The organism is Kiloniella laminariae DSM 19542 (assembly GCF_000374005.1).
GTDB classification, from domain to species: domain Bacteria; phylum Pseudomonadota; class Alphaproteobacteria; order Kiloniellales; family Kiloniellaceae; genus Kiloniella; species Kiloniella laminariae.
This window is the reverse complement of sequence record NZ_KB893146.1, coordinates 388460-403104: the sequence shown is the minus strand read 5'-3', so window position 1 is coordinate 403104 and position 14645 is coordinate 388460. Positions and strand designations below refer to the sequence as shown.

Below are 14645 nucleotides of genomic sequence, written 5' to 3'. Positions count from 1 at the left end.
TATTTTCGATCTAAACGGATACCTCATCACCCTTGGAAGCTGTTCGCGACAGCTCCCGGTAAAGATAAAATTCGGCCACAGCCAGGTTGATTAACCAGGCCGCCCAGGTCTGGATGATATAACCCGTCATAAAGTCATAACCCAGTGCCGGGGCAATCGGCAGACCAAGGCGCAGAGTAATCGCTGCGGCAGTTAAGGCATAAGAACGGATCATCCAGCGACGGTGCTCAACATAGCGTCCCGCCCGCACCGTCTGATACCCCTTGCCAGTAACATAAAGCCAAAGTACCGACAGTGTAGCAAAACCGGCGACAGCAACAGGCCCCGCCAGTGTTGTCCAGGCGACAATAAAGCCCCCGACACCCCCGACCAGCACGGCCAGCATATAAAGCCTGCCTGTCCAACGGTGCAGCCCCGGCCAACGGTTCCGCAACCCGCCGATAAATTGCCATGGTCCGATCAACAGGGCGATCAGGCTGCCCAGCACATGGGCGAGGAACGTCGGTTTATGGGCAATGAAGTTCGCCATGATCTCGGGGCCGACATGCGGTGGATCAGGCAAGAGAAAGCGGGTCGACATCAGGGCTATCACAGTCGCAGCCAACATCAAAAGCAGCCAGCCTCCTTTTTTCATCAGCCCCCGCGCCGACAAAGACACTTCCTGTTTACTCTTTCCAGCCATCCCGATAATCCCTCTGATTTCCAATATAAATCCCTGGTATAAATCCCTGGTATAAATCCTTGGCTTTAGAAATCGGTTTGTTTTCAACATTATTCCAGATCATAATAAATATAATTAACATGAACTAAATGAATAACATGATTATTGATCTGAATTTACTGAAGGTTTTCCAGGCAATCTATACCCAGCGCCATATCACCCGTGCCTCTGAACAGCTGGGCATGAGCCAATCCGCCGTCAGCCACGCCCTGCAACGTCTGCGCCACAGCCTCGACGACCCGCTGTTTATCCGCTGTAAAACTGGCGTAGAGCCCACTGCGAGAGCAGAGGAAATCGCCGGGCCCCTGCAACACTCCTTGCGGCAGATTTCTGAAACGCTCAGCCAACCGCCCCGGTTTGATCCTGCGACCTCACGACGGCATTTCCACTATGGTCTGCCTGACCACGCCGTCGCCCGTTACGCCCCGCTGCTCCTGAAACGCTTTGCCGAACAGGCTCCGGGGCTTGCGCTGAGCCTCTATCATGAACCCCTGCCAAGACTGCTGGATATGATCGAAGAGCAACGTATGGATATGGCCGCCTGTGTCTGCCGCGATCTGCCGCCACGCTTTCGGGCCACCCGTCTGTTCAAAAGCCGACATCTGGTCATTGCCGCCCACAACCACCCGTTTATCCAGGGCAGCCTCAGTCTGGAGCAGTATCTCGCAGCCCGCCATATCATCTATTCCGGCAACGGCAAACACGACAGCTATGTCGATGCGATTTTACAGACAAGAGGTCTGAAGCGACAGGTGGCCGCATCGGTCGCCAGTCACATGGCCAGCCCGGTGATGGTCGCCGACAGCGAACTGATCGCGACCACGACCAGGGAGTTGGCGGGACCCTTTCTGCAACGCTACAAGCTGCAGCATTTCGAAGTCCCCTTCCCCATCCCCGACATTGATGTCCAACTGATCTGGCATCAGCGCCACGACCGCGACCCCGGCCACAAATGGCTGCGTGACCTGACCGTCGAGCTGACGCAGGACGTATAGGCCGGATAGTCTGGTCAGCCCGACATAACCGGAAACAGCGCCCTTATCACTGCTCATTTAAAGCAGAGGAGAAAAAGTCCTCCGGATCGTCGATTTCCCGCAAGCGCTTGCCCTCGATCAGCCAGTAGCGGGTGCCGACATTACGGACAAATGTCCTATCGTGGCTCACCAGAAGGCAGCTGGCATTATGCGCCTGCAGTTCTTCTTCCAGGGCTTCCTGCCCCTCAATATCCAGATGGTTGGTCGGTTCATCCAACAGATAGAAATTCGGATTGCGTAACCTGAGCTCCAGCATGGCCAGACGGGATTTTTGCCCGCCTGAGAGAACCGCTATCGGCCGACTTTGCAGGTCAATAGACATCCCGGCCGCGGCAAGCAGTCCGCAGGCGCGTTGATCGCCGACATCAAACTGGCTGGTGATAAATTCTATTGGGCTTTTGCGATCATCCAGTTGGGACAACTGCTGATCCGAGTAGCCCATAACCACAGTTGGCGCCGCCCGGACAGAAGCATGCTCACTGGTTATGGCCGCCTGGACCATACGGATCAACCGGGTTTTGCCTGTCCCGTTTCGCCCGAGCAGCACAATACGGTCGCCGCGTTTGATCCAGAGCTTACCTGTTTTGAACAGCACCTTCCCGTCCGGCGTCGTGACCTCTGCATCATCCAGCGTGACCAAAGCCTTGGCATGGGTATCGGAATTGACCAGACGGATCGCCCCGGCTGAACGTTCCTGATAGGCCGATTGCGCCTGATTTTCTATTTTCTCGGCGCGATCTTTGAGCTGTTTGGTTTTGGTGATCAGCAAATCGCTGCCGGAATTAATTCCGATATTTTTCAACTTGGCTGCCTGACGGCGGAGCTGCTGCGCCTTGCGTGTGTCATTTTCATACTGCCGCTCTTTCGCAGCATCACTTTCATCCAGTGCAGCCCTTGCCTCGCTATAGGGCAGGGAAAAGATCTGCGAATGCTCTTCGCGCAAGAACAGGGTGCGGTTGGTCACCGCGTCCAGAAAGGCCCGGTCATGGCTGGCAACCAGTACAGGTGTATCCCGCGCCACCGTCCCGAGCCAATTTTGCAAAAACCCGATGCGGGAAAGATCAAGATGATTGGTCGGCTCGTCCATCAACAGCATATCAGGCTCGCTCACCCACACCCTGGCAAGCAGCATCACCCGTTGCCAGCCACCCGACAGCTCCCCAACCAGACGGGTATGCAGATCAGTCGGGACGGCCAGATCGTCCAGAACAACATCCACCCGCCAGTTTTCATATTCCGCCTGCTCAACTGGGAGCGCCGACAGCACCGCGTCGTAAAACGAAAGCGCCATCAATTCCGCCGGAACATTCTGTTCGACAAACCCCACACGCAAGCCGCGCACCCTGGTAATATCCCCAAACGTAGGCTCCAGCTGATCCGCCAGACAGGCCATAAGCGTTGACTTCCCTCGCCCGTTGGCCGCGACAAGACCAATGTGGTCCGCCTTGTTGATCGTCAAATTTAGGTTTTTGAACAGGGGCATTCCAAGAGTGATACCAAGATCCTTGGTATTAAGCAGTGTCATGACAATCTCGATTAATAACGTCTGGATAAAAACGGCTTGATACAAGCTGCTGCTGGCCAACATTTCCCGGGCTCAAGGAATGCGGTCCAGCGACTGGAAAATGACATTTTCCCGGCAGAGTGCAACCATGCCAAAGATATTTCAAGCGAAGTCTAAACTCTTAATGAAAACATCCCTATTTCCACCCGCCGCAAAATTACCTTATTCCTGCCCTGATGCGCGCCAGGGGTGCTTTTAGGCTCTCCTGCAACAGAAACAAAACCTATCAAAAGCAGGGAAAAATCATGGCCGCCAATCAACACAAAACCGCAAGTCACCGTTCCATCCGCATGCAACTGCTGCGCAGTTCTGCTTTTTCGGTGTTACTGTTCGCGGCTGCCTGCAGTCCGGGGGAACAGAATGTCGCCGGGCGTGATACCTCCGCCCTCATGCCTCCGCCACCCATTGGCAAACTCAGTAAACAGTCTTCCGAGCCCTTGCAGGAGAGTGAAGCGGGACGAGTCCTGAGCGTCGCGCCGGGACAAGATTTTTATGACAGCGCCTTTCCGGCTCCGGAACCCAACCGCGAAAACTATGACCGTCCGCAAGACAACCCGGTCAAACAGGTCGCCAGTGATCCGGTATCGACCTTTTCCATTGATGTCGATAGCGGCGCCTACGCCAATACCCGACGCTTTATTGAGGACGGCTACCTGCCCCCGGCCGATGCGGTGCGGGTCGAGGAGCTGATCAACTATTTCTCCTATGACTATCCGCTGCCTGACAGCCGCGAACAGCCCTTCAGCGTCACGACCGAGGTCGCGCCGACGCCGTGGAATGCCAAGACCAAACTGGTCCATATCGGCATCAAGGCCTTTGATATCCCTGCCGAACAGCGTCCCGCCGCCAATCTGGTGTTTCTGGTTGATGTCTCTGGTTCCATGCACGCACAGGATAAACTGCCGCTGCTACAATCCTCGCTGCGTCTGATGGTCAACAAGATGACGGCAGCGGACCGGATTTCTCTGGTGACCTATGCCGGATCGACCGAGGTTGTCTTGCCTGCAACATCAGGGGCAGACAAAGCCAAAATCATGGCCGCGATTGACCAGCTGACTGCCGGGGGCAGCACCAACGGCGGTGCTGGTATCCGTCTTGCCTATGCCGAAGCACAGAAGGAATTTATCGAGGGCGGGATCAACCGCATCTTGTTGGCAACCGATGGGGATGTGAACGTCGGCACAGTTGACTTTGATGATCTGAAAAAGCTGGTAGAAGGCAAACGCCGGGGTGGTGTCTCCCTGACCACGCTCGGCTTTGGTACGGGCAACTATAACGATCATCTGCTGGAACAGCTCGCCGATGCGGGCAATGGCAATCACGGTTATATCGACAGTCTGTCCGAAGCCCGCAAGCTGCTGGTCGAGGAGCTTTCCTCTACCCTTATCACCGTGGCCAAGGACGTGAAGCTGCAGGTCGAGTTCAATCCTGCCGTGGTCGCGGAATACCGCCTTGTCGGTTATGAGAACCGCTTGCTCCAGCGCGAAGACTTCAACAACGACAAGGTCGATGCCGGAGAAATCGGAGCTGGCCATACCGTCACAGCACTTTATGAAATCGCGTTGGTTGGCTCGGAAGGGCTCAGTATTGATCCGCTACGTTATGGACAAAAGCCCGCAGACACCCCTCAGAGTGTCCCTGCCGATCTGAATAAAGAGCTGGCTTTCCTGCGTGTGCGCTACAAGGAACCGGATCAGGACAAAAGCAAGCTGATGGAATTTCCGATCCATCGCGCCGATATACTCTCAGCAAAACAACAGCCCAGCGAACGCTTCCGCTTTTCCGCCGCTGTCGCCTCCTTTGGTCAGATCCTGCGCGGCAGTCCCTACATTGGCAACATGACCCTGAACGATACCACCAAGCTGGCTAAATCAGCCCTGGGCGATGATCCCTACGGCTACCGCCGCGAGTTTCTGACTCTGATCGATCTGGCCAACTCACTGGAAGTCGCAAGGAAATAGGCCTCGCCTTCCCCTGACTGAAACAGCCTGAAAGTATCCCTCTCCGGGTTCCTCCAGCCCGGACCTCCGCCCTGCTCCCGTTTTTCATAACGCTTGCGGGGCGGCTTCTTTTTTACACACCCTAAAAATTCACGGCCCCAAAAAGTCATTTGAAAAAACTAGATGGCCTTACCCCGGCAAGGTCGTATCACCGCCGTTCAGCGGGCGTTGCAGGATCACGCTGTCCATCCAGCGGCCAAATTTGAACCCGATTGACTTGATCACCCCGGCCTGCTCGAACCCCATAGCAAGATGAAAATCGATTGACAGTCTGTTGGCGGAATCTCCGACCACGGCGATCATCTGACGATAGCCTCTGGTCTCGCATTGCCTGATCAGATCCTCCAGCAGCAAACGACCAACGCCATGCCCACGGGCTTCTTTCCGCACATAGATCGAGTTTTCCACCGTATAGCGATAACCCGGGCGCGGGCGATAGGACGAGGCATAGGCATAACCCAAAACCCGGGGTTCAGCCTCTGCTGCATCCAGTTTCCCTACCGCGACCCGATAGGGAAACCCGCCAGCCAGGATCGCATCGCGCCGGCTGCACATTTCCTCAAAATCCGGCGGGACTTCCTCCCAGCTTGAAACCCCGGTCAGAACCTGGTCGGCATAGATCCGCTGGATCGTCGGCATATCGCTGTCCCTGACATCCCGGAGCGTCCGATCATCACGCAAAACAGAACATCCTTCAGCACTCATCCTTCTTCCCCTCTGCTGGTTCAGCTGCACTTGCCACCGCTGTCATCTTGATCGCGCGAGCAAGCATCTCTGCTGTTTCCCTGTGTTCCATCGCCCGGGACATTGTCAGCCCCCCAATCAAGGTGGCGAGGAAAGCCCAGGCCCGTGCCAGATGCTGCTCATCACTCCCCCCGGAAAGACCCGCCGCGATCAACTGGGCAATCCGGAGCATTTTTGTCTCGTAGAGGTGATGCAGTTCCTCTCCAGCACGGACGATTTCAGGGGTCAGACTGGTCATGGCACAACCACAGGCCAGATCATCCCGGTGGGGTTGTCCAAGATAATAGTCAGCAAAGGCCTGGAGCCATTGCGCGCCATGTTTGTTCTGAAAATACGGAATGCCTTCAATAACCTCATCCAGCCCGGCAATAACCGCTTCAGTAAAGGCAGCGTCCTTCGATCCAAAATGGGCATAAAACGCCCCCGAAGTTACTCCGGCAGCCTTGGCAATCCCATCGACACCAATGCCGGCATAGCCATTGCTGCGAAAGCTGCGCCCCGCCGCCGCCAGCATGCGCAAGCGGGTTTCCTCTTTTTTGGTCAATTTTTCTTTAGCCACGACTCGCGCTTTCACTTTCCAAATATTCCAGTCCGATTTTCACTCCATCCTCACGGGCATGCCCGGGTTTCCTGGAGTTTACCGAGCGATCCTTTTGTATAGAGAGAAAAAAATATATCGATCACTATATTTTCACATTGACGAATAGCGATCGTTACATATATTCAAAAATATATCGATCGTTATATTTACTATTAAAGCTTGCTCAAGACAAATCCACAACACAAACAGGAGATACCCCATGCCAGTACAGATTATTGCCACCGAAGGACTGTTTACTACCGCAGCAGAAGAGAAGCTTTTTGCTGATCTGACAGAACTACTGCTCGAGCTAAACGGGCTCAGCGACAGTGCTTTCATGCGCCCCAACGTCATTGGTGAAATTACTTCGGTTAACAATGGCCGGACCTTCTCTGGTGGGAAACCTGCCAATATTGTCATTTTTGAACTGAAAGTTCCCTCTATCGTTCTGCCAACACGCGATTTGCAACTGGCCTGGATCAGCCGCGGTACGGACCTGATACTGGCAGCCGCTGCAGGAAAAATTACCAAAGACCGGATTTGGGGCAATGTGGTTCATGCTGTTGACGGTCTTTGGGGAATCAACGGCCATGCCTACAGCAATGAAGATCTAGGCGCCGTTCTCAGCGGCCAACGCGCCGCTTTCTAGAAAGCCCCCTCAACAGCATCTCCCCCTGCTCCTGAAGGAGAAACCCATGCCACTGGTTCGCATATCCCACGTTCAAAACAAACCTTCAACTTACAGTGATGCTCTATCCAATGGTGTACATCAGGCCTTGATCACTGCCTTTGACATTCCTGAAGATGACTATTTCCAGATCATCACGGAACACCTGCCACAACAGGGTCTGCGATTCCCGGAAGCATTTCTGGGGATTACGCATGGGAAGGAAATGGTTTTTGTCCAGATCACCGCAGCGGCAGGACGTACGCTTGATCAAAAGAAAGTCCTTTATCAGGAAATCGTTGCTCGCATTCACGCCACAACAGGACTGCGAAAAGAAGATGTCTTGATCAATCTGGTTGAAACCAGTCGGGAGAACTGGTCCTTCGGCCTCGGGCAAGCTCCTTTTGCCTGATCCATTGGTGCCTTAACATCCCTCAGGCAATGAAGTTTTTTATCATGACAGAAAACATAACTGGAGGAGCTTCGGCTCCTCCCCCCTTCCCAACCCGCGTCCTGCATTCCATGCTTCGGGTCGGAAATCTGGAACGCTCTCTCGCCTTTTATCGCGATCTTCTGGGCATGCAATTATTCAGAAAGGAAGATTACAGTTCTGGTCGCTTCACCCTGGCCTTTCTTGGTTACGAAACCGAGGCCTCTGCCACAGTGCTGGAGTTGACCCATAACTGGGACCAGGCCAATTATCAGCCCGGGGCCGGCTACGGGCATCTTGCCCTGGCCGTAGTCGATATCCACGTCACCTGCCAATATCTGCAATCCCGGGGCGTAACACTCCTCAGAGCAGCTGGTCCCATGTCATTTCAGGCATCGGAAAATACAAGTAAAGACATAATCGCCTTCATTCAGGACCCTGATGGCTATCAAATAGAGTTAATTGAGAAAGACTGATGGAGAAATGACTCTATCCAATAACTACTCTGGCATCGGTGAATGCCCAAGGATTTTGAAGTACCCTTTATAGATATTCTCATATTCACCGCTGTCCCGAACCTGTTTGAGAGCTCTGTTAAAATCCTGACACAGCTGGGCATCATGAAACCCCATCCTGCTATAGGTCACGGGCAGAATATCGTGAAACCGAAACCCTGTGGGCTCTGATTTGTTTTTTGTCATCTTTTGAAGACTGTTAAGAAAAATAAAAAGATCACCAATGCTGACCTCTACCCGACGGTCAACCAAAGCCTGCGCCTGAAGGCGTGGTTCTGAAACCTCGGAATAACTGCTCTGTTCTGCGACAGCGGAAAATTCCGGGCCAAAAAAATCTTTCGCCCCTTGAAAGGCAATGATTTTACGTCCTTGCAAATCGGCGATGTTCTTCAACGTAATCCCGGAGATTTTCTGGGTCACGGCCACATCCCTAAACCGGAAAACCGGGTCAGAGCGACAGCCCTCAACCTCGACAGAATCAAACAGGTTAGAAACCGCATCAACCTTGCCCCTCTTGAAATCCTGCCATAACCGATTGTTGGGACTACCAAAAACAAACTTCGGCTCATGATCAGGCAAGCGCTTGAACACCGCCGTGATGATATCGGCAAAGATACCTGTCTGGCCCTTGGCGATATAATAGGGTTCGAAATTCCCCATGCCTATTGTGATTTCCTTGGCAGAAACGGCTGAACCAAATACAGCACCTAACACGGTCAAAACCACAGATATCTTAAGGCGCATAACGTTCAAATACCTACATTCTTTCTCGTCGGGACAATCTAGACTATCAGATGAACCTTAATCAAATTACACAAAATTAATGACATTTATTTCATTTCTTTTTTTTCGCTACAGATTCGGCGGCTTTCACATCCCCTCAGGTTACTCCCGTCAGGATACGATCCTTAGCCCAAAGCAGAAAATCGCTATTCAACCACAGAAAAAACCGGCCTTGTGTTGGCTAATCCCTGATAATATTGCCAATATCAGTTCCTCTCTTTCACCCTTTCTTCCAGAAAAGCCATACAGCGAAATGTCAGGCTCCTGCGCGGTGCATTTGGGGGCCAGATCGCATAGACAGGCAGGCTTTCAACCTGCCAGCCTGGCAATAGCTCGACCAGAGTTCCCTGGTTCAATTCCTGTTCCACCAGATAGTCCGGAGGCGTTGACAGGCCCACTCCGGCAAGCGTGAGCTGACAAACCGCATGGATATCATCAACGACAAGTCTCGGCACATAATCAATCCGCTCGTGTTTGCCGCTGTTATCCATCAGATGTTTGTTATTCGGGCGCATGCGCAGGCCGATAAAATCCCACGACTGCAAATCCGACGGCTGTTTCGGTACAGGTTTTCCTGCACAATACCCCGCTGCCCCCACCAGTTTCCGCCCAAGATCAAAAAGCTTTTTCNATTTCAGACTGCTGTCCTGTATCGTTCCGGCACGGATAGCCAGATCAATACCCTCCCTGATCAGATCTTGCTGGTGATCACTAAAACTTATTGCCAGCTCAACCCTGGGAAAGGTCAGGGCAAAGGCAGCGAGATCATCAACCAGAGGCCCTCCGATAAAGCCTGCTGGCATGGTAATGGTCAGTTTGCCCGATGCGTCCCCCACACCACCCGCCACCGCATCCAGCCCGCTTGCAGCTGCCAGCATCATTTCCCGGCTTGCCTCGAACATTTTCTCTCCTGCAGAGGTCAGGGACAGACGCCGGGTCGAACGATAAAGCAAAGCCACTCCCAAACGGGTTTCAAGCTGGGAGACATGGTGGCTAACCACAGAGGGCGAGAGGCCCAGCAACTTTGCTGCGGCCCGAAACGATCCTGTTTCAACCGTTTTTGCAAAAACCGCAATGGCGCGCAGGTCATCAATCATTAGGCATCATTTCAGAACAGTGAGAAACATCTGTTCTATATTATCAACTTCCAGAATGAAGGCTAGGCTGATTTCGGCAATCCGCATCTGCTGTATAAATCACAAGTAACAGAAAGAGCCTCTCATGGAACAGCCTGAAAACCCCAAACGTTCTGAAGACACCCCTGCATCCGGAATACTTTCACTCAATCGTGAAACCGCCCGCCCGGATGAAGTCGACAGAAAATGTGTTCTGGTCATAGATAAGGACCTCCCGCTGGGTGTGATCGCCAATACCGCAGCCGTTTTAGCTCTATCATTGGGTAAACAACACCCCGAGATGATTGGTCCGGATCTGCTTGATCAGAAAGGAGACTCTCATCTTGGCATCACAACCCTGCCTGTTCCCATCCTCAAGGGAACCAGAGATTCCTTGTTGGCCTTGCGCGAAAAAATCAGAGCCAGTGAATTAGATCTGCCTGAATCAGATCTGCCTGAATCTGGCCTGACAGTGGTGGATGTGATCAGTGCGACCAGCTCAACCCGCAGCTATGATGAATACGCCCGGGTTCTCGCAACCACCCGAACATCGGAACTTGCCTATTATGGCATCGCCCTGCTGGGCAGCAAAAAATTGGTTACCCGCTTGACCGGCAATCTGGGTTTACTGCGATAACTTCCTCCTGAGCCCGATCTTGCTGCTGCCCGATCTTGCTGCTGCCCGATCTGGTCAAGGTGAAGATCGTTCCAAAGTCCTGTTCCTGCCGTTTTTCACACTGGTCGGCACACACTCTCAACCTGTAATTCACCTCCCCGCATAAATTTATAATTGACAGTAATTATAAATACGTCACACTTCTTTGCATATTGGATACGATATCCAATATGCAATAATTCAGCAAGATGAGAACGGAAAACTCCGCACAGATTGCTTTTTACCAAACCAAAACAAATAAATAGCCAAGAAGCCCTGGGAGGCGACGTCTATGAAGAATGCACTGTTTGCTGCTGTTGCGGCACTTTCAGTCACAGCCATGACTCCGGTTCAAGCTGTCGAGCGTGGCGGTACTCTGACCTTTGCCCGCTACGATGACTCAACCCTGATTGACCCGATCTATGCCGATCGCAACCCCGACATCTGGATGGTGTCTAACCTTTATGACACCCTGTTGCGAACCGAAGCCGATGGAAAAACTGTCATCCCGGGACTGGCTTCCTCTTACAGCTTGTCCGAAGATGGGCTTGAATTGAAGATGACCTTGCGCGAAGGAATTCAGTTTTCTGACGGCACCGCTATCGAGGCACAGGATGTAATCTTTTCCCTTGAGCGGGCCAGAAACCCGGACCTCGGCCCCTGGTCAGGCCTTCTCGGTTCTGTCGAAAATGTTACGGCTGAAGGCCGGGACATTACCATTACCCTGAAAAATCCTGACCCGACCATCGTCCTGATGCTCGCAACCTTCAACACGGCAATTGTATCTAAAGATGCTTTTGATGCCGCAGCTGGCGCTACAGACCAGGAAAAAGCCCAGGCCTTGAGCACAGCATCCCCGGTAGGTTCAGGCCCCTTTGTACTCACGGATCATCAACGTGGCGCCTCGATGAACTTTGTCGCCAACAAGCACTACTGGCGCCAGGGTGAAGATGGTCAGCCCCTGCCTTATCTTGATGCCATCGATTTTCTCGTCATCCCTGATGATGCAACCCGGATTCTGAAACTGCAGGCAGGCGAAGTCGATGCCGCAGAATTCATTCCTTTTGCCCGGGTTGCCGAACTCAAGGACGATGCAAACATCAACATGGAGCTGTTCCCTTCGACCCGGATTATCTATAGCCCGATCAACACCCGGGAAAAAACCGCCAACGGCGAGAATAATATTCTCGCCAGCAAGGAAGCACGTCAGGCACTCAACTATGCCACCAACAAGGAAGCCCTGATCCAGCTGATTTTGCACGGTGCTGGCAAACCAATGACTTCCGGCCTGATGGCCTCAACAACCCAGCTGGCAACCGGAACCGAGCCCCTGTACCAATACGATCTCGACAAAGCCAAAGCTCTGGCTGCAAAGGCAGGGATCCAGCCAGGAACAGAAATTTCCCTGACCACCCTGGCCGGATCGGCTGATGACGCCATTATCTTTACCGCCCTGCAGCAGATGTGGTCCCAGATCGGGATCAAGCTTTCGGTCGAACAAGTAGATGGCGCGACCCGTGGGGCCAAAAACCGTTCGGGCGAATTCGATATCCACACCTATGGCTGGGTCAATGATGTCAATGATCCAGCCCAGGTCGCCGGATGGCTTGGCTACTATCCAACCCGCAAGGCCGTCGGTACAGACTGGAACAACGCCGAATTCAACAGCCTCTACGAGGCCTCGAACAAGGAAATCAATCAGGAAAAACGGGCTGAGCAATACGCAAAAATGCAGACGCTCTATGCCGAAGAAGCACCCTTGATTTTCATGTACGAGACACCTTTTGCCGTCGCTCTGGGCAATAGGGTGCAGGGATACATCCAGACACCCCTGGGCAGTAATGAATTCTCCTCTACCTGGATAGACCAGTGACCAGTAACCAGCAACCCATCAATGACGGGGCTACATTCGATCGTTCAGAGCTCAAGAGTTACTGATCCTTTCCTCTAACTCCCGGCGGAGTTTGCCCTTTCCCGAAGCAAGATCCCTTTTGCGGATACCTTCAGGACGGGGCAGACATCTGCACTGCGAGACAAACAGTGTCTTCTCTCACCTATCTTTTCTCCCGCCTGTTACAGATGATTCCAACCTTTATTCTGGTGATGATCATCATTTTCCTGCTGGTCAGGCTGTTGCCCGGTGATCCGGCGATTGCCATGGCCGATGCCAAGGCAACGGAAGCCCAGCTCGAAGCCCTGCGGCAGCGCCTTGGTCTGAACGAACCGCTCTGGACCCAGTTTTTTTATTTTGTCCGCAATGTCCTCGCGGGGGACCTCGGACAATCAATCCTGCTCAAGGCGCCTGTTGCAGACGTAATACTGGAACGCTTGCCTGTCACAGTATTTCTGACACTCTACGCCGTGCTCTTTTCCATCCTGATCGCAGGCCCCCTCGCTGCGGTAGCTGCGCTGAACAAAAACCGGCGGGCGGATATCATCATTCGCGGGCTGTTCCAGGTGGGTCTCTCGACCCCTGTCTTTTATATCGGCCTGCTGCTGCTGACTTTTCTGGCTGCATTTCTTCGCTGGTTTCCGGTCGGCGGTTATGGTCAGACCTTCTGGCAACACATGTATCATTTACTGCTGCCAGCCCTGACAGTGGCTCTCTATACCTCGGCCATTATCATGCGCAACCTGCGGTCTGCGATCATTGAAGTCATTGATGCGGAATATGTCCAGTTTGCCCGGGCCAAGGGCTTGTCAGAAGGACTGATCCTTCGCCGCCATGTGCTGCGCAATGCTCTGGTTTCGACCGTGACACTTCTTGGCCTGTCGATTGGCAATCTCATGAGTGGGACCCTGGTGACTGAAACGGTTTTTGCCGTTCCCGGTGTCGGTCGCCTGATGCTTGATGCCATCTTTGCCCGCGACTACCCCCTTATCCAGGGACTGACCCTGACTTTTGCCGTGCTGGTGTCGCTTGTTTTTCTTCTCACAGACATGATCCAGTCCTGGCTGGACCCGAGGCTTCGCCCATCATGACAAACGCTTCACTTTCACTGAAAAAGCGCTTCAGCCATTACAAATATCTACGGGGACTGCAGTCCGGCTTTATCGCTGGCCTGACCATTCTCGGTTCCTCCCTGATACTGGCTTTTTTTCCGACCTTTTTTGCCCCCTATGACCCCAACGTTTTTGATTTCACCGCCCTGCAGTCACCGCCGACAGCACTGCACCCCTTTGGCACAGACAATCTGGGCCGCGATACACTATCGCGGGTTATCTGGGCCTATTCCGTTAACATGCAGATGGCCCTTCTCGCCACAATCTTCTCGCTGATAACCGGCGTTCTGGTCGGGGCGATGGTTGGTTATTACCGCGGGCTTGCCGATATCATTTTCGGGCGCTGCGTTGATGCCATCATCACCTTTCCCTTTCTTGTTCTGGTTATTGCCGTTGTCGCGGTACTCGGCCCAGGCCTGATCAACATGTATATCGCCATTACTCTTGTCGGCTGGGTTTATTATGCCCGCTTGATGCGGGCTGAAATCATGGCCCAAATGGCCAATGACTACGCCTCTGCCGGCAAGGTTATGGGCTATTCAGACAGCCGGATTATCTTCAGGCATCTTCTGCCCAACGCCATCACGCCGGTAATTGTTTACTGGATGACCGATATGGCTCTGGCGATCCTGCTTGGGTCCTCGCTTGGTTACCTGGGCCTTGGTGCCCAACCGCCAGAAGCTGAATGGGGCGTCCTCATTGCCGAAGGCAGGAACTTTATTACCACGGCATGGTGGCTCAGCCTGATGCCTGGCATTGCCATTGTCATCACCGGATTTGGCTTCTCGCTGGTTGGTGACGGTATCGCCGACCTACTCAGACCAAGAGGATAAC

At 53.2% G+C, this 14645-nt stretch carries 15 protein-coding genes; 9 read left to right on the top strand and 6 right to left on the bottom strand.

Going from position 1 to position 14645, the window contains the following annotated elements:
• Positions 1 to 10: 10 nt before the first annotated feature.
• The gene (locus B152_RS0112575) at positions 11 to 682 is read right to left on the bottom strand and encodes a DUF2306 domain-containing protein (protein WP_218044374.1); all 672 of its coding nucleotides are present in this window, start codon (positions 680 to 682) and stop codon (positions 11 to 13) included.
• A 128-nt stretch (positions 683 to 810) separates the two neighbouring features.
• Between B152_RS0112575 and B152_RS0112570 the strand changes: the two genes are divergently transcribed.
• A complete protein-coding gene (locus B152_RS0112570) occupies positions 811 to 1716 on the top strand; it encodes a LysR family transcriptional regulator (RefSeq protein ID WP_020592784.1) in 906 nt (301 codons plus the stop codon).
• A gap of 46 nt (positions 1717 to 1762) precedes the next feature.
• Here the strand turns inward: B152_RS0112570 and B152_RS0112565 are convergent, their stop codons facing one another.
• Complete coding sequence (locus tag B152_RS0112565; RefSeq protein WP_020592783.1) at positions 1763 to 3343, bottom strand: ABC-F family ATP-binding cassette domain-containing protein; 1581 nt, start codon at positions 3341 to 3343, stop codon at positions 1763 to 1765.
• 221 nt (positions 3344 to 3564) lie between these two features.
• Here B152_RS0112565 and B152_RS0112560 point away from each other — a divergent pair, with 221 nt between their 5' ends.
• On the top strand, positions 3565 to 5280 hold the full coding sequence (locus tag B152_RS0112560; protein WP_020592782.1) for a vWA domain-containing protein: 1716 nt from the start codon (positions 3565 to 3567) through the stop codon (positions 5278 to 5280).
• Positions 5281 to 5448: 168 nt separating this feature from the next.
• Here B152_RS0112560 and B152_RS0112555 read toward each other — a convergent pair whose 3' ends face one another.
• Together B152_RS0112555 and B152_RS0112550 are read right to left on the bottom strand one after the other, a co-directional pair.
• Entirely contained in the window at positions 5449 to 6024 is a 576-nt protein-coding gene (locus B152_RS0112555; RefSeq protein ID WP_020592781.1) for a GNAT family N-acetyltransferase, read from the bottom strand.
• Positions 6014 to 6622, bottom strand: coding sequence for a TetR/AcrR family transcriptional regulator (locus tag B152_RS0112550; RefSeq protein WP_020592780.1), 609 nt, complete (start codon positions 6620 to 6622; stop codon positions 6014 to 6016). Before B152_RS0112550 ends, B152_RS0112555 begins: the two co-directional genes overlap by 11 nt.
• A gap of 241 nt (positions 6623 to 6863) precedes the next feature.
• Between B152_RS0112550 and B152_RS0112545 the strand changes: the two genes are divergently transcribed.
• From B152_RS0112545 to gloA, 3 genes are read left to right on the top strand one after another with little or no spacing between them, the layout of a single operon-like run.
• Entirely contained in the window at positions 6864 to 7292 is a 429-nt protein-coding gene (locus B152_RS0112545; RefSeq protein WP_020592779.1) for a hypothetical protein, read from the top strand.
• 46 nt (positions 7293 to 7338) lie between these two features.
• Positions 7339 to 7722 carry a tautomerase family protein gene (locus B152_RS0112540; protein ID WP_020592778.1) on the top strand — a complete coding sequence of 128 codons (384 nt, stop codon included), beginning with the start codon at positions 7339 to 7341 and terminating at the stop codon, positions 7720 to 7722.
• A gap of 44 nt (positions 7723 to 7766) precedes the next feature.
• Positions 7767 to 8216, top strand: coding sequence for a lactoylglutathione lyase (gene gloA, locus B152_RS0112535; RefSeq protein ID WP_051083053.1), 450 nt, complete (start codon positions 7767 to 7769; stop codon positions 8214 to 8216).
• A gap of 24 nt (positions 8217 to 8240) precedes the next feature.
• Here gloA and B152_RS0112530 read toward each other — a convergent pair whose 3' ends face one another.
• Positions 8241 to 8999, bottom strand: a complete 759-nt coding sequence (locus tag B152_RS0112530; protein ID WP_020592776.1) for a substrate-binding periplasmic protein — start codon at positions 8997 to 8999, stop codon at positions 8241 to 8243.
• 245 nt (positions 9000 to 9244) lie between these two features.
• Complete coding sequence (locus B152_RS0112525) at positions 9245 to 10135, bottom strand: LysR family transcriptional regulator (RefSeq protein ID WP_020592775.1); 891 nt, start codon at positions 10133 to 10135, stop codon at positions 9245 to 9247.
• A gap of 124 nt (positions 10136 to 10259) precedes the next feature.
• Here B152_RS0112525 and B152_RS0112515 point away from each other — a divergent pair, with 124 nt between their 5' ends.
• The 4 genes from B152_RS0112515 (at position 10260) to B152_RS0112500 (ending at position 14644) form a co-directional block, all read left to right on the top strand.
• Positions 10260 to 10790, top strand: coding sequence for a DUF2000 domain-containing protein (locus B152_RS0112515; protein ID WP_020592774.1), 531 nt, complete (start codon positions 10260 to 10262; stop codon positions 10788 to 10790).
• A 310-nt stretch (positions 10791 to 11100) separates the two neighbouring features.
• Complete coding sequence (locus B152_RS0112510; RefSeq protein ID WP_020592773.1) at positions 11101 to 12681, top strand: ABC transporter substrate-binding protein; 1581 nt, start codon at positions 11101 to 11103, stop codon at positions 12679 to 12681.
• A gap of 167 nt (positions 12682 to 12848) precedes the next feature.
• Positions 12849 to 13790 (top strand): ABC transporter permease, encoded by a 942-nt coding sequence (locus B152_RS0112505; RefSeq protein WP_020592772.1) that lies wholly within the window; start codon positions 12849 to 12851, stop codon positions 13788 to 13790.
• Positions 13787 to 14644, top strand: coding sequence for an ABC transporter permease (locus tag B152_RS0112500; RefSeq protein ID WP_020592771.1), 858 nt, complete (start codon positions 13787 to 13789; stop codon positions 14642 to 14644). The genes B152_RS0112505 and B152_RS0112500 overlap by 4 nt, the downstream gene beginning before the upstream one ends.
• Position 14645: the final 1 nt, after the last annotated feature.

Coding starts and splice junctions, on each gene's coding strand:
- B152_RS0112545 (WP_020592779.1), top strand. CDS start 6,864: ATGCCAGTACAGATTATTGCCACCGAAGGACTGTTTACTACCGCAGCA.
- B152_RS0112540 (WP_020592778.1), top strand. CDS start 7,339: ATGCCACTGGTTCGCATATCCCACGTTCAAAACAAACCTTCAACTTAC.
- B152_RS0112530 (WP_020592776.1), bottom strand. CDS start 8,999: ATGCGCCTTAAGATATCTGTGGTTTTGACCGTGTTAGGTGCTGTATTT.
- B152_RS0112500 (WP_020592771.1), top strand. CDS start 13,787: ATGACAAACGCTTCACTTTCACTGAAAAAGCGCTTCAGCCATTACAAA.
- B152_RS0112575 (WP_218044374.1), bottom strand. CDS start 682: ATGGCTGGAAAGAGTAAACAGGAAGTGTCTTTGTCGGCGCGGGGGCTG.
- B152_RS0112510 (WP_020592773.1), top strand. CDS start 11,101: ATGAAGAATGCACTGTTTGCTGCTGTTGCGGCACTTTCAGTCACAGCC.
- gloA (WP_051083053.1), top strand. CDS start 7,767: ATGACAGAAAACATAACTGGAGGAGCTTCGGCTCCTCCCCCCTTCCCA.
- B152_RS0112570 (WP_020592784.1), top strand. CDS start 811: ATGAATAACATGATTATTGATCTGAATTTACTGAAGGTTTTCCAGGCA.
- B152_RS0112555 (WP_020592781.1), bottom strand. CDS start 6,024: ATGAGTGCTGAAGGATGTTCTGTTTTGCGTGATGATCGGACGCTCCGG.
- B152_RS0112515 (WP_020592774.1), top strand. CDS start 10,260: ATGGAACAGCCTGAAAACCCCAAACGTTCTGAAGACACCCCTGCATCC.
- B152_RS0112560 (WP_020592782.1), top strand. CDS start 3,565: ATGGCCGCCAATCAACACAAAACCGCAAGTCACCGTTCCATCCGCATG.
- B152_RS0112565 (WP_020592783.1), bottom strand. CDS start 3,343: ATGTTGGCCAGCAGCAGCTTGTATCAAGCCGTTTTTATCCAGACGTTA.